The sequence below is a fragment of the Halorubellus salinus genome, from assembly GCF_020567525.1.
Lineage (GTDB): Archaea > Halobacteriota > Halobacteria > Halobacteriales > Natrialbaceae > Halorubellus > Halorubellus salinus.
The window spans coordinates 357683-371707 of sequence record NZ_JAJCVI010000001.1 but is presented as its reverse complement, the minus strand read 5'-3'; the positions used below and the strand labels follow the sequence as shown (position 1 = coordinate 371707).

At 68.2% G+C, this 14025-nt stretch carries 12 protein-coding genes and 1 tRNA gene; 5 read left to right on the top strand and 8 right to left on the bottom strand.

Annotated elements, in window-relative coordinates; all coding sequences use genetic code 11:
• Window positions 1-195: 195 nt before the first annotated feature.
• Complete coding sequence (guaB, locus tag LI336_RS01880; protein ID WP_227130919.1) at window positions 196-1695, bottom strand: IMP dehydrogenase; 1500 nt, start codon at window positions 1693-1695, stop codon at window positions 196-198.
• Window positions 1696-2192: 497 nt separating this feature from the next.
• Here guaB and LI336_RS01875 point away from each other — a divergent pair, with 497 nt between their 5' ends.
• From LI336_RS01875 to LI336_RS01865, 3 genes are all read left to right on the top strand, one after another.
• The gene (locus LI336_RS01875; protein ID WP_227130918.1) at window positions 2193-3155 is read left to right on the top strand and encodes a DUF5794 domain-containing protein; all 963 of its coding nucleotides are present in this window, start codon (window positions 2193-2195) and stop codon (window positions 3153-3155) included.
• Between the two features lie 99 nt (window positions 3156-3254).
• Window positions 3255-3482, top strand: a complete 228-nt coding sequence (locus LI336_RS01870; protein WP_227130917.1) for a DUF5795 family protein — start codon at window positions 3255-3257, stop codon at window positions 3480-3482.
• Window positions 3483-3531: 49 nt separating this feature from the next.
• Window positions 3532-3711 (top strand) — tRNA-Trp (locus tag LI336_RS01865).
• Between the two features lie 279 nt (window positions 3712-3990).
• Here the strand turns inward: LI336_RS01865 and LI336_RS01860 are convergent.
• The 7 genes from LI336_RS01860 to LI336_RS01825 all read right to left on the bottom strand — a co-directional run bounded on the left by LI336_RS01860 (window position 3991) and on the right by LI336_RS01825 (window position 12270).
• Window positions 3991-4437 carry a hypothetical protein gene (locus LI336_RS01860; RefSeq protein WP_227130916.1) on the bottom strand — a complete coding sequence of 149 codons (447 nt, stop codon included), beginning with the start codon at window positions 4435-4437 and terminating at the stop codon, window positions 3991-3993.
• 287 nt (window positions 4438-4724) lie between these two features.
• Complete coding sequence (locus tag LI336_RS01855; protein WP_227130915.1) at window positions 4725-6521, bottom strand: L-aspartate oxidase; 1797 nt, start codon at window positions 6519-6521, stop codon at window positions 4725-4727.
• Between the two features lie 123 nt (window positions 6522-6644).
• The gene (locus LI336_RS01850; protein WP_227130914.1) at window positions 6645-7958 is read right to left on the bottom strand and encodes an iron-containing alcohol dehydrogenase family protein; all 1314 of its coding nucleotides are present in this window, start codon (window positions 7956-7958) and stop codon (window positions 6645-6647) included.
• Window positions 7955-8953, bottom strand: coding sequence for a ring-cleaving dioxygenase (locus tag LI336_RS01845; RefSeq protein ID WP_227130913.1), 999 nt, complete (start codon window positions 8951-8953; stop codon window positions 7955-7957). Before LI336_RS01845 ends, LI336_RS01850 begins: the two co-directional genes overlap by 4 nt.
• Window positions 8954-9136: 183 nt before the next feature.
• Window positions 9137-9799, bottom strand: coding sequence for an HAD family hydrolase (locus LI336_RS01840; RefSeq protein ID WP_227130912.1), 663 nt, complete (start codon window positions 9797-9799; stop codon window positions 9137-9139).
• Between the two features lie 105 nt (window positions 9800-9904).
• Window positions 9905-10936, bottom strand: coding sequence for a hypothetical protein (locus tag LI336_RS01835; RefSeq protein ID WP_227130911.1), 1032 nt, complete (start codon window positions 10934-10936; stop codon window positions 9905-9907).
• A gap of 137 nt (window positions 10937-11073) precedes the next feature.
• Window positions 11074-12270: a lycopene cyclase domain-containing protein gene (locus LI336_RS01825; protein ID WP_368408336.1), complete on the bottom strand. Its 1197-nt coding sequence runs from the start codon at window positions 12268-12270 to the stop codon at window positions 11074-11076.
• A gap of 189 nt (window positions 12271-12459) precedes the next feature.
• Here LI336_RS01825 and LI336_RS01820 point away from each other — a divergent pair, with 189 nt between their 5' ends.
• Window positions 12460-13545 carry a GNAT family protein gene (locus LI336_RS01820; protein WP_227130910.1) on the top strand — a complete coding sequence of 362 codons (1086 nt, stop codon included), beginning with the start codon at window positions 12460-12462 and terminating at the stop codon, window positions 13543-13545.
• A gap of 29 nt (window positions 13546-13574) precedes the next feature.
• Complete coding sequence (locus tag LI336_RS01815; RefSeq protein ID WP_227130909.1) at window positions 13575-13985, top strand: VanZ family protein; 411 nt, start codon at window positions 13575-13577, stop codon at window positions 13983-13985.
• Window positions 13986-14025 lie beyond the last annotated feature (40 nt).

The window sequence follows — 14025 nt, the reverse complement described above, 5'->3', positions numbered from 1 at the left end:
AGTGTGTTAATTGTTACCACCACTCACGATTGGGGTGGGTGTCGGCTCGAACACGACCTCGAAGTCCAAGCCCGGAACGCGCGTGGCGCTGGAGAATGAACGAATGAGAAAGAACAGACGAATGCGAGAGAACAGACGAATGAGAAAGAACAGACGAATGCGAGAGAACGAACGGGACCTCCCGGGGTCGACGCTTCAGCTACTGTCGGGGCTGTAGTTCGGTGCCTCGTCCGTGATGACGACGTCGTGCGCGTGACTCTCCGCCTGCCCGGCCGAGGAGACGCGGACGAACTCCGACCGCTCCTTGAACTCGGGGACGGTCTCGGCACCGACGTACCCCATCCCGGACTGCATCCCGCCGGCGAGCTGGTGGAGTTCGTCCCGGAGCGGGCCCTTGTACGGCGTCGCCGCCTCCACGCCCTCCGGCACGTAATCCTCCTCCTGCTCGGGTTCCTCCTTCAGATAGCGGTTCTCGTCGTCGCCCGACTGCATCGCACCGACGCTCCCCATCCCGCGGTACTGCTTGTACTTCTTCCCGTTCATCTTCACGACCCGCCCGGGCGCCTCCGCCGTCCCCGCGAAGTACGACCCGAGCATCACCGTGTCAGCACCAGCCGCGATCGCCTTGATGGCGTCACCCGAGTACCGGATGCCGCCGTCCGCGATGACGGGCACCCCGTGCTCGCTCGCGACGTCAGCGACCTGCGCCACCGCCGAGATCTGGGGCATCCCCGCCCCGGACACGACGCGCGTCGTACAGATAGAGCCCGGCCCGATACCGACCTTCAGGCCGTCAGCGAAGCCCACGAGGTCCTCGGCGGCCTCGCGAGTCCCGATGTTCCCGACGACGACGTCCGCGTCCACGGACTCCTTGATCTCGCGTGCCCCGTCGACGACGTTCAAGTTGTGGGCGTGCGCACAGTCGATGAACACCACGTCGACGCCCGCCTCGTCGATGGCGAGCGCGCGCTCGGTCTCGAACGGCCCGACCGCCGCACCGACGCGCAGCCGACCCTCGTCGTCGCGTGCCGCGTTGTCGTACTCGCGACGCTGGAGGATGCCCTGCATCGTCAACAGCCCGACGAGACGCTCGTCGTCGTCGACGATGGGAACGCGCTCGATCTTGTGCTCGTACATCAACTCGAGCGCTTCGCGCGCACTCGTGTCCTCGCGAGCGGTGACGACCTCCTCCGTCATCGCCTCCTCGACGTTGTCCTGCTCGCCGACCTCCAGGTACGGGCGGATGTCCGTCCCGGAGATGATACCGAGGACCTCGTCGTCCTCGTTCACGACGGGTGCGCCGTTGACGCCCTCGCGCGCCATCAGCTCGTCGACCTCGCGAACCGTCTGCTCGGGGCGAACCGTCACGACGTCACGGATGATGAGTTCGTCGGCCCGCTTGACCTTCTCGACGTGTCGCGCCATCTCGTCGACGTCGAGGTTCCGGTGGATGACGCCGAGCCCGCCGTGTCGTGCCATCGCGATGGCGAGGTCCGCTTCGGTCACGGTGTCCATCGCCGCCGAGAGCACGGGCGTCGGGAGCTCGACGTTCTTCGAGACGCTGGACGTCAGGTCCGCCTCGTCCGGTTCGACGCGGCTCTCCTTCGGTCGCAGGAGCACGTCGTCGAACGTCAACGCCTCTGGGACGCGCAGTTTCTCCGAGAACGTACCGTCGGGGGGAACGTCGTTCGCCATGTAAACCGTCCGAACGGGCGCAACTAAAGGTTTGCGAGACAGCCAGCGGCGTGCAAGACGGTCTCACGCCCCGAGGAACACCGGATTCGGCCCTGCGCGCGAGCGGCGAACGACTCGAAGACGCCCCGTCTCGTCGTCCACAGCAACCGACGATTACGTTCCAGTTACCAATCATCGGCATAATACCAAACAAAACACCGGACCGTAACCAGGGTACTTGTACGCGGAGAACGCCCCGTTGGAGTTTGCGGGCACATCTCACACAACGCTTAACCCCCGAAACCCATTTCGTTAACGCGTATGCTGGCTACGAACTCCACCGCAACGTGTATCGCCGGGCAGACGTCGACCGACTCGACCGCCCGCTTTACACTCCCGATGGAACTCGTAGCGAAAGCCCTCCCGTTCGGATTCCCGCGAGCACCCGCCACCGACGCCGCCGGCACTCGCTCGCATCACACCCACTCGGGCACGGGTGACGCCCCCTACGAACATCGATGAGCACGAGTCGGCACCCCATCGCCCTCAAGCTCGAAGGCCTCGTCGGCGGCGACGCGAAGCTGCTGGCGACCGTCATGGCGCTCCCGCTCCTCGACGGAATCTTCCCCGCGCTCGTCCTCGCAGGCGCACTCGAAGAGAGCACGGGCCCGCTCCCGGTCGTCGGCGCCCTCCCCATCGGCATCGTCCAGGTCGGCCTCCTCGTCTTCGGCGGGAGCGCGACCGTCGCAGTCGTCCTCGCCGAGATGAGCGGCACGCGCATGGAGCGCGTCCGCACCATCCTCGTCGTCGGCACCCTCATCACGCTCGGTGCCGCCGTCGAAGCCGCCATCGCGCCGACGCTCGCGAGCATCCTCCAGCTCCACATCTTCGAGCGGTTCGCGGCACTCGTCATCATCGCGATCGCCGCGAAGACCGCGAGCGCCCGCATCGGCGAGTACCTCCCCCGCCCAGCGGTGATTGTCGGCGCCGGCCTCATCGCGAGCGTCGACCTCTCGAACCCACAGTTCGCGGTGTCCACCGACCAGACGCTCGTCGTGCTCGCCGCCGGCAGCGCGATCGTCGGCACCGCGTTCGCACTCGCGACCGCGCTCCTCGCACCACACCTCCGCGCACGGATGGCCATCGACCGCTTCCGGTTCGGGAGCGCCGTCGCCCTCGGCCTCCTCGCGGTCTCCATCATGCCACTCGGCGTGAACGTCGGGAGCGCACCACTCCTCGTCGTCGCCGTCACGGCGCTGTTCGCGTTCGAACCGGACGCCACCAGTCGCGTCTCCGCGGACGCGCCCGCTGACGCGAACACCACGCCGGACGCCGGCGGCGCGGTCCCCGCGACCGACGGCGGCAACGACGCCGAGCAGGCCGACGACGCCCCTGAAGGCACCGACGACCCCGGCGGCTCCGGTGACTCCCTCGACGACGAAGACGACGCGTTCCAGGTCGACCGCGAACCCTGGCTCTAGCCCACCCGACCCGACCGCTCCCACACGCGTCCGCCTCCACGACCCCACGCGGCCCCGAGACGAGAACCCTTACCTACCAGCGACCCACCAGTGACGACTATGCCAGCTAACCGCGTCGTCCAGGGCCGCATGGTCACCGCGAAGAAACTCGCCGAAATCATCGAGGACGGCAGCGTCATGGAAACCGAAGCCATCGAGGACGCCGACCGCGAGTGCCCGGACTGCGGCGAGAACGTCGTCAAGGTCACGTACATGCCGAGCGTCACCGAACTCGTCACCGGCTACAAATGCCAGGAGTGCGACTGGCGCGACGCCGACCGTAACTAGCCCGAATCGAAACCCCTTTACAGCACTCCATCCAACCCGAAAGCGCAGCGGGGCTGTGGCCAAGCCAGGCATGGCGACTGACTCCAGAGGCCACGCGCCCGGGACGAAACTCCAGCTGATATACCGAGCGACCGACTGATCATCGCGTCGCGACGACGACCCTCTGGAGTTCCGAGGCGCACACACCGGAGATATCAGTCGATCGGGGGTTCAAATCCCTCCGGCCCCACTTTCTCGCGACACAACACGACGAGCTACGCGGGGGTCTGTCTTGCGAGAGTTGTGACGTGGATGATTTTGAAGCAGCGAGTGGGGCGACCGTGGTTCAAATCTCTTCAGAGGGAACACTTTCGGGGTCACGAAGGACAGAATTGGCAGCGGTCACGCCCGTCTCGTCCACCGTATTTGAGAGTGTCAGTGTACGCCCGGTGTAGATACGAACGTCAGAACATGCCAACGGGTTCGAGCCCGACACCGTCACCGCCGTCGCTATCCGACTCTTCGATTCTTAGGTGTAGTGTTGCACCGCGTTCGCGACCTTGTCCGCGTCACCGGCGTCCGCGTCCTCGAACTCGTAGCCTTCTCCAGCGGTGCGGATCGTGAGGACGCGCGACCGGAGCACTGCGTAGATCACGAGTCCAAGGCCACCGAGCCCGCAAACGCCGCCGACTGCGAACAGCACGAGGGTCAGTTCCGGCGGCACCAGCTGTGTCGCGATGAAGCTCGCGTAGGCGGCCAGCAACAGCGGGATTCCGACGAGGATCGCGCCCCAGTCGACCGGTTCGCGCATCATCTCCACGCCGACCACGTCCTTCAGGCCGACGTGTATCTTCGTGTTTCGGTCGTCGCTCTCGAAGAGCACTCGCTTCGGTGTCACCACCAGTTCGCCCTCGTCGCCGTCGTAGGTCGCCCTCGTCTCGTACTGTTCGTCCTCTCCCTTCAAGAGATTCGCCATACACGACGGGACTCGCGTCTCACCGATAGTCATGATGGCCTGCTATTGAAAGCACTCGCGTATTTCGATTTCACCGATATGTTAGTTTCCAGTTCGTTCCCGGGGCGTGTCTGGTCCTCGTCATCGCCGCCACCGCGGTCACGCCGAGGTGCTTGTGGCACGAGCGACGAGGACGGTGTCGCCGTCGATCGCGTCCGCGCTCCCGAACCCGTCGCCCGCTTCGATACGACAGCGGTGGTTGGGACTTCGCGGTTCGCGCGGGAGTCGTTTCGAATCGTGTCGCCGGGTTATTCGAGCTGGTGGTAGTCGAGTTCGTGGTCGTCGTCGAGTGCTTGCTGGACGGTGGGACTTGGGGTCCCGACCGGGTGCGTGCTGGCGGTCATGGCGCCGATGTCGACCTTCTCGAAGTGGATGTTCCGTTGCCAGTCGGCGTCGGTGGTTGGGTGGTCGGTGCGGTGATGGGCGCCGCGGGATTCGGTGCGCTCGAGTGCGCCGCGGAGGACGGCTTCGGCGCTGGTGAGCATGAATCCGACGTCGACCGCGAGTTCGTAGGATTCGCTCGTCATAGGGCCGGCGGTCATGTCGGCGGCGCGAGTGCGAAGGCGAGCGAGCTCCTCGAGCCCGGCTTCGAGCGTGTCCTCGTCGCGGAGGATGCCGGCGTGGCGCCACATGAGCGACTGGAGGGCTTCGAACACCTCGCGGACGTCGTGGGAGCCGTCGTGGTCGGCCATGGCGGCGAGCTCGTCGAGGTGCGGGAGAACGACGTCGTCGCGCACGCTGTCCGGTATCGAGCCGGGACCGGTTACGCGGTCGGCGATGCGTTCACCTGCGATGACGCCGAACGCGACGGTTTCGGCGAGCGAGTTCCCGCCGAGGCGGTTGGCGCCGTGCACGCCAGCCATCGTCTCACCGATCGCGAACAGGCCTTCGACGGACGTCTCGCCGTGGTCGTCGACGGCGACGCCACCCATCCCGTAGTGGGCGGTGGGTGCGACCTCGACGGAGTCGGTCGCCATGTCCACGCCGAGGTCCATGAAGCGTTCGTACATCCGGGGTAGTCGCTCCTCGATGAACGCCCGGTCGCGATGCGAGATGTCGAGGTAGACGCCGCCGCGGTCGGTGCCGCGGCCCTCGGCGACCTCCTTCGCGATGGCTCGCGCGACCACGTCTCGGGCGTCGAGTTCCATCTGGTCGGGCGAGTACCGTTCCATGAATCGCTCACTGTCGGCGTTGAACAGCCGGCCGCCTTCGCCGCGGACCGCTTCCGTGACGAGTCGACCACTCCACGGCGCCCACTCGGGGTCGGACTCGTCGACGGCCATTCCCGTCGGGTGGAACTGCACGAACTCCATGTCCATCAGGGCGGCCCCGGCGTCGAACGCGAGCGCCGGCCCGTCGCCGTTGTTCTCGTCGTCACGGGACGTATGCCGGTCGTAAATCGCGGCGTATCCACCCGCGGCGAGGACGACCGTTCCGGCGTTGAACACGACGAACTCGCCAGCGTCCGTGTCGAACCCGACCGCGCCGTGCACGCGAGTACCGTCCGAGAGGAGCTTCGTGATCATCACGTTCTCTCGATACGGTACCTCGAGGGTCTGTGCGCGTTCGACGAGTGCTTGCAGCATGGATTCGCCGGTGTGGTCGCCGGCGAACGCGGTCCGACGGAACGACTGTGCGCCGAAGTACCGCTGGTCGATGTCGCCGTCGTCGGTCCGCGAGTACGCCATCCCCCAGTCGTCGAGTTCCCGGAGGCGCTCTGGCATCTGTCTCGTGACCGCTTCGACCTTCGCCGGGTCGTTCAGGAAGTGGCCCTCGTTGAGGGTGTCCGCGGCGTGAATCGTCCAGTCGTCCTCTGGGTCACGCGTCCCGAGCGCGCCGTTGATACCACCTCTCGCCCACGTGGTGTGTGCGTCGCCGTGCGAGCGCTTCCCGAGGACGAGGACGTCGTCGACGCCTCGCTCGGCGAGTTCGATGGCCGTGCGGGCGCCTGCAGCGCCTGCACCGATCACGAGCACGGACACGTCGACGTGCTCGTACTCGGGCGCGCTTCCCGTTCCTTCGTCGTCGCTATCGATCCGGCTCATAACCGAATATTGGGTCTCCAGTCGGATATACTGGGTCACGCGTGTGTGCGCGTCGCGGGCGAGCGCGCGACCCGCCATCGGCCAGACCGGCGGTCCCCGCCACGGGACGAACTGGGGGCGCGGTCAGTACGCGGCTTCGAGGATGCGTTCGACGTCCGCTCGGGACGGGTCGTACCCAGCGGGCGCGTTCTGCATGAAGGAATCGTCGAGGACGTCCTGGGCGACGGATTCGAACGCTTCCGGCGTCGGCCCGTCGACGTCCCGGAGGCGTCGCGGGAGCCCGAGCGCATCCCGGATCGCCGTCACGGCGTCGACGATGGCGGCATCGAGGGCGGCGTCTCTGTCTGCGGTCCCGCCGTCGCCTGCGGTGTCGACGTCGTCACCGAGGTCGAACGCGTCCGCGAGCAGGTCGCGGCCGGCACCGGTTCGTTCGAGCAGTGCCGCGAGCGCGTGCGGTGCGACGACCCCGTGCGCGGCGCCCTGCTGGACGTCGTAGGTCCTCGTGAGCGCGTGCCCGAACGCGTGAACGAGCGAGAGCGTCGTCCCGTCCGGCCGTGACACGCCGTACTGCGCGAGGAGGATGCCTTCGAGCACGGGTTCGACGTCGGCGGGCGTGACCGGGTCGTCGCCGAGCGCGGGGAGTGCGTCCTGGAGGATCGACAGCGAACGCGTCGCGGTCGCGTCCGTCACCGGCGTCGCGTTCCGCGCGTACGTCGATTCCAGGGCCTTGTCGAACCCGTTCATCGCGGACGCCGCGAGAACTGCCCTCGGCGTCGTCGCGACCAGGTCCGGATCGTGGAAGACGGCCGCGGGCATCAGTTCGGGATGGGAGATGCCGCCGCCGCGTGCTCGCTCGACGCGGCCGTTCTCGGGGGTGGCGGTGATGCCGGCGACCTGCGAGAGCTCCGCGCCGGCGAGCGTCGTCGGGACCGCCGCGACGGGCGGCAGTGCGGCGTCCGGCACCATCACCGTCCCGGTGGTCTGGAACTCGTCCGCGACGACCGCGGGGTCGCGCTCGGTCGCCGCGAGCACGCTCGCGACGGTCGCTACGTCCAGACTACTGCCACCGCCGACCGCGACGAGCGCGTCCGCGTCGTGCTCGCGCATCGCCGCCACCGCGTCGTACGCGGTCGACAGCCGCTTCGCGGGCGTCGTCTCCGCGAACACGCCCGCGAGCCGGTCGCCCAGACCGTCCCGAACTGGGTCCATCACCGCCGCCGTCTCACCGACGGTTCGTCCGGTCACGACGAGCGCCCGCTCGACGCCCTGGGCTCCCAGTTCGCTCCCGAGCGCCGCGACGCTGCCCGCACCGAACTGCAGCACGCCCGGCCGGTAGTCGAACCGGAACGACCGCCCGCGAGACTCCTCGTCGCCGGCTTCGTCGCCCGCGGTCTCATCGCTGCCAGTCTCGTCGTCGCCGGCCTCGTCGCCGCTCATCGCTCGCCCTCCTGGTGGTTCGCCGGGAGCTCGAACGCCGGGAGCGTGGCCTCGATGCGCTCGCGTTCGTCCTCGAGCCGCTCCGGGAGCATCAGGTCGCCGCCGAGGTCCTCGACGGCCTCGTCGGCAGTGAACCCGGGGCCGGTCGTCGCGATCTCGAAGAGGACGCCGCCGGGTTCCCGACAGTAGATCGCGTGGAAGTACGTGCGGTCGATGGGTTCGGTCGCCTCCAGGCCGAGATCGGCGTACGCGTCGCGGTACGCGTGCTGCTCGTCGACGTCCGCGGCGGTGAACGCGACGTGATGCACGGCTCCGGCACCCATCCGCCCGCGCGGCAGGTCGGTCTCGACGAGGTCGACGACCGACCCCGGCCCGCCGCCGCTCGCCCGGTAGCGGTACCGCGTCCGCTCGTCGGCGTCCGGGCTCCCGCCCGCGTCCAACTCGGTGCCATCGCGCTCGTACCCGAGGACGTCCTCGAGCACCGTCGCGGTCGGCTCGACGTCGGCGACGGCGAGCGTCACCCCGTAGAGTCCACGGAGCTGGTGCTCGGCAGGCACCGGGCTCTCCGCCCACGGTTCTCCGCAGCCCTCGGCGTCGGCGTCCACGACGAGCTCGATGCCGATTCCGTCCGGGTCCTCGAACGAGAGCACGGTCGCACCGAACCGCTCGCGTTCGACCACCGGGACGGCCGCGTCCGCGAGACGGTCGCGCCAGTACCCGAGGCTGCCCTCGGGGATCAGGTACGCGGTCGTCTCCGTCAGGCCCGCGCCGAACTCGCCCTCACGGCCGTTCTCGCCCCACGGGAAGAACGTAATCGTCGACCCCGGCGACCCCTCGCCGTCGCCGAAGTAGAAGTGGTACGTGCCGGTGTCGTCGTGATTCACGGTGCGTTTCACGAACCGCAGTCCGAGCGTGTCGACGTAGAACGCGGCGTTCGCCGACGGGTCGCTCGCGATGGCGGTCACGTGATGCAGCCCGCGCGTCTCGGGAGTCACGCTCGCGAGTACGGTCCAGGCCGGGATAGGTGTGGTGCGGACGTGAACGTCACCCGGTGACGTCGACGTCACCGGGAGACGCGCGCCAGGATCGCGCGGATGGAGACGCGACCGCAGCAGCGTCGAACCGGCGGCACCGCTCTCCGGCACCGCGGCGGTGTCGAGTGCGGCGCGCTTGCAGCGTCAGCTACAGATGCGCCGCAGGTCCTCGAGACAGTTGATGTCCCACGTCGGCCAGACGTTCAGCTCCCAGTCGGTGCGGTGGGGGCGTCGGATGAACGCGGAGTCGATGCCCGCGCGTTCGGCGGCGCGGATGTCGGACTCGTTGTCGCCGACGAAGAGCGCGGAGTCCGTCGACGCCTCCAGGTCCGCGAGCGCCCGGTCGATGTAGTGGGGATTGGGCTTCCGGCGGTCGAGGCTCTGGATGGTCGCCTCGCGGCCGTAGGCCGCCCCGAACTCGACGGGGACGTCGAAGTGCTCGAGGAGGAAGTCCACGGTCTCCTGCTGGTTCGAACTCACGATGCCCATGTCGACGTCCAGGTCCGCGAGGACGTCCAGGTCGTCGTAGAACGTCTTCCGTCCTGCACGTGCTTCCTCCTGCTGTGCGAGCGACAGCCGTCGGTCGCGCGTCCGCCAGAAGATGTCGGGGTCGATGTCGTACTGCTTGCAGACGATGTCCACCTGTTCGGGGGTGGCACCGATCGTCATGTCCTCGACGTGTTCGGGGTCCGGGTCGGTCACGTCGAACAACTCGAACGTCTCCTGGGTCGCATCCCGGAGCACGTCGAAGCTCGTTCGACCGACGAGGACACCGTCGTTGTCGAAGACGACGGTATCGTAGGTCACATCTCTTATAGCGCAGGGTCACTGAAAAGTGTTTCAGTCGGCGCGTCAGGCATGCGCCCGCCGGAACGTCGTCCGAGCGTTCGGGGAGACCGCTGTCTGAGACGGTTATTCGACGGCGACGAGCGGACAGTTCACGTTCGCCGCGCCCTGTGCGAGGACGTTCGACTCCTTCGCGGACGCGAGGTCCGACACCGAGTCGAAGTCCGCGTTGTCGTACACGTTCACGAGCCAGAACGGCGAGTAGTCGTCGTCGCCGGGGAGCGACGCGACGACGTTGTGGTTCTGGGAGCTCCCGTCCTCGGTGAGGAACCCGGTCTGCGGGCCGCCGCCGTCCTCGCCGGGGTTCGTGTTGAACGCGACGTAGATCGGGGAGAGCGGCACGATATCCTTCGTGACCTCGAGCGGTGCTTCGGTGAAGTTGAAGTACGAGAGGACCTTCCCGTCGTACCAGCCCCGCGTGAGCCCGGTGGCGCCGTCGCCGACGCGCTTCTCCGCGGTCGACCCTTCGGGGACGATCGGACAGTTCACGAGCGTCGACGTGGCCTCGACGGGGTAGTCGCCGGCGTCGATGGCGTCGACGCTCGTGATGGCGTTGGCCTCGTACCCTTCGGGGACGGTCACTCGGTGGACCTGCCAGAAGTCGTTGTAGCCGTCGTCGCCGGGTTTGACGCCGACGACGTTCAACTGGTCGTCGACGGGCGCGTCCTCGCCTTCGCGGAGGAACACGTAGATGGGTGCCGGCGCCAGCGGTTGGACGTCGAAGTGGTAGTACTGTACTATCTCGCCGTCGGGGCCGAGTCCCTGGTGCCAGAACGGCTTCCGGTCGAAGTCGATGGCCTCGTCGGGACCGGGGAGGTCCGGGTTCGCGGAGCGCGTGAGGAGCGTGCCGGCGTCGTCACTGAACCGGTCGACGGCCACGCGCTCGGCGGCGTCCGGGTCGGTCGGCTCCATCCCCATGTCGTCGCCGTCGGTCGTGGTCGAGCCGTCCATGCCGTCGTCGGTGGTCGTCGTGCCGTCCATGCCGTCGTCCGTCGTTGTCGACTCGCCGTCGCTGGTGCCGAGGCATCCCGCGAGCGTTCCGGCGCCGAGGACGCCGACCGTCGCAACGAACCGTCGTCGGGTGCTGTGTTCGCGCATCGTACCAGCAGCGACACCTACCAGACGTATGATGATTTTCCGAACTCCGACTCACCTCCACGCAAGGTTCGCCCGAACTCTCTCTAGAATCTCCACCGCGTCGCGGCCGTTCCCCCACTCGACCCGTTCGAGCCGCGCTACTCGCTCGGGTCCCCGGCGGGCACGTCGCTGACGTCGCGAGCGGCGAGCGTCTCGTGGATGCCCAGGACGAGCGCCGGGACGACGACCATGAAGACGTGCTCCTCCAACGGGATGCCGAGGAGTTCCACGCCGGTCCGCATCGGGATCGAGAAGACGCCGACCTCGAGCGTGTACCAGTCCCAGACGTACGCTATCGGGTAGACCGCGACGATGGTGCGGGCGGCCCGGCGGGTCGCGTCGCGGCCAGCGCGATAGAGGAGCGCGGCGGCGGCCGACCCGAACGCCACCTCGGTCGCGAGGTACGTCCACTCGCCGAGGACCGTGATGTCGGGGAGGGCGACGGCCGCGAGCGGCTGGAAGTACACCGCAGCGACGAGGACGGCGAGGAAGACGTACGCGCCGCGAACGAGGAGCATCGTCGCAAGGTCCGGTGGCGCTCGCGACGCGTACAGCGCGACGACGACGAACGCCGGAATCGCGAGCGGCGCGCTCGCCGGGACGACGCCGTCGATAGCGAACGCCAGCACCGCGAACAGGCCCGCCCCCATCAACCCGTACGCGAAGCGGCGAGCGCGCGCTTCGCCGAGCAGGACGCCGACGGTGTGCTTGTCGATGCTCGCGTCGTAGTCGACGTCCGTCAGGTCGTCTATCACCTTCACGCCCGTCAGGACGAGGAGGAACACGACCGCGAACGCGACCGCCTCCGCGCGCACCGCCGCGGTCTGGGCGTGATTGCTCGCGACGACGACGAGCGCGATCCCCGTCGGGTACCCGAGCGTCGCACCCAGCGGGTTCGTGTCCAGCGTCGGCGCGTGCAGGTACCCGATGAGCCACGTCGGCGCGAGCAAGAGTGCCGACACCGGGTCGACGACCACCCAGAGGACGACGAGGCACGCCAGGAACGCGACCGCGGCCGCCGCGAGCGCCAGTCGACACCCCACGGGCGTCAGCGGGTGGTCGTCGTCCTCGCCGCGCACGTGGAAGTCCACGTACCCGTCCTTGACGTGCGCCGTGTACACCGCACAGAATGTCCCGATGGAGACGACGACGACCGGGAGGAGCGTGAACTCGCGCGCCAACGCCGCACCGAACCACGCCGCGGCGATCGGCGGCAGCATGAACACGGGATGAACCTGCGACGCGTACGCCTTCACGTCCGCCATCGCACCCGTGCCATGTCGAGCAACGCGCATATGTGAGACGTTAGACCACCACGTGAATAAGGGCTAGGTTCGCGGCGGTGCGCGCTCGAAAGAACCACCGCGGCCGGCACACCGACCGCATCCAGCACACCGACCGGGGCAGGCACGGGGAAGGACCGAGGCTGCCAGCATCGGTATCGTCCGACAAGTCTTTTCAGGAGGCTTCTCCAAGGGAGGCCAATGCCAATCGCTCCGCCGATACAGGGCAGCGACCTCGAGACGCTCCCCGACGACACCGACCTCGTCGAGGACCTCGCCTCCCGGCCCGACGTCGAGACCGTCCTCCCGAAGTTCGTCGGCGACGAGCAGACGGGGCGGTTCGTCACCGCGTTCTTCGTCGTCAAAGGCGAACGCATGGTCGTGTACGCACGCCGCCGGGACGGCAACGAGGTCGACTTCGAGCAGGTCGACGCCGGAACGGTCGGCGAACCACTCGACTGGGTCGGGACCGTCTGGAACCAGACGCTGCGGTTCGCCGACGACGACGCCGAGACCATCGTCCGGCTCCGCGAACGCGCCGCCTACGACACCCACTGGCTGTTCGCCGGGCACGACCCCGAAGAGTCCTTCGAATCGTATCGCGTCGACCCGCTCGGGCACGAACCGACCGGCTTCGCCGAGTGCGAGCACGCACCCTCCGGGGACAGCCAGCCCGCACCGAACCTCGGCATCGACGTCTCCTCGTGTACCGAGTGTAACGCGCCGCTGTTCGTCATGCACGACGGCGACGGCACGCGCTCGATGGAGGTCCTGAACGCCGTCCACCTCGGCGAAGCGTACGGCAACGACGGCACCATCCGCGGGTTCCGCATCGTCCCCGACGGCCCCGTCTCCCCGAAGGAGGAGGCCGTGTACGTGCTCTCGCAGATGGCGAACAACGAGAACCCGTCGCTGGAACGGTACGCTCGCGCCGGCAAGCACGCCCTCGTCTTCCTCGTCGGCGACCAGGTCGTCGGCTACGCGAGCTGGCAGCACGTCGGCTCGGACGTCACGCTCGACGGCATCTACCTCCTCCCCGAGTACCGCGGCGATGGCGGCCTCGCCGAGACCGTCGTCCAGGCGTTCTACGACGAGATAGAGGCCGACGAGTACTTCGTCGAGACCCCGAACGACGCCGCGCGCAGCGCCATCGCGCGCGCCGGCCACCTCGACACCGGCGTCGCCACCCCAGTCGCCTCGCTCGCCTGCCGCGACACGACGGACGCGACCGACCCCGGCGCCATCTACGCCGACCCACGACCGCGACCGTACCACCCCGTCCGCTGACCGACGCTCGGACCCCTCAACGATACGCCATGCCACGAATCCCGATTCCGCCTCGATTCCTTCGGTACGCCGCGTTCGTCGGCGTCGTCGGCGTCGTCGTCTACTTCTCGTTGCTCGACACTCCCGCACCTCCTGGACCGACGGGCCCCTGGTACGACAAGCAGCTGCACTTCGCTTCCTACGCCGCCGTGACGGTGACCGCCGCCGGTGCGTCCATCGAGTACCGGAACCGGCGCTGGCGGCGCATCGCGGGCGTCGTCGCCTTCTCGATGGCGTTCGGGGTCGCGATCGAGCTCGCGCAGTGGCCGCTCGTGGGGCGCTACGCCTCCGTCGGGGACGTCGCAGCGAACGCCGCCGGGACGCTCCTCGGCTCGGTCACCTTCGCCGTGGAGGACGCGTTCGGGTACGTCGACGACCCGGCGGAGGAGGCTCGCGGCTGACGTCGCTCGTCGTGCTCGCGCCGAAGCGGTCTCACAGCGG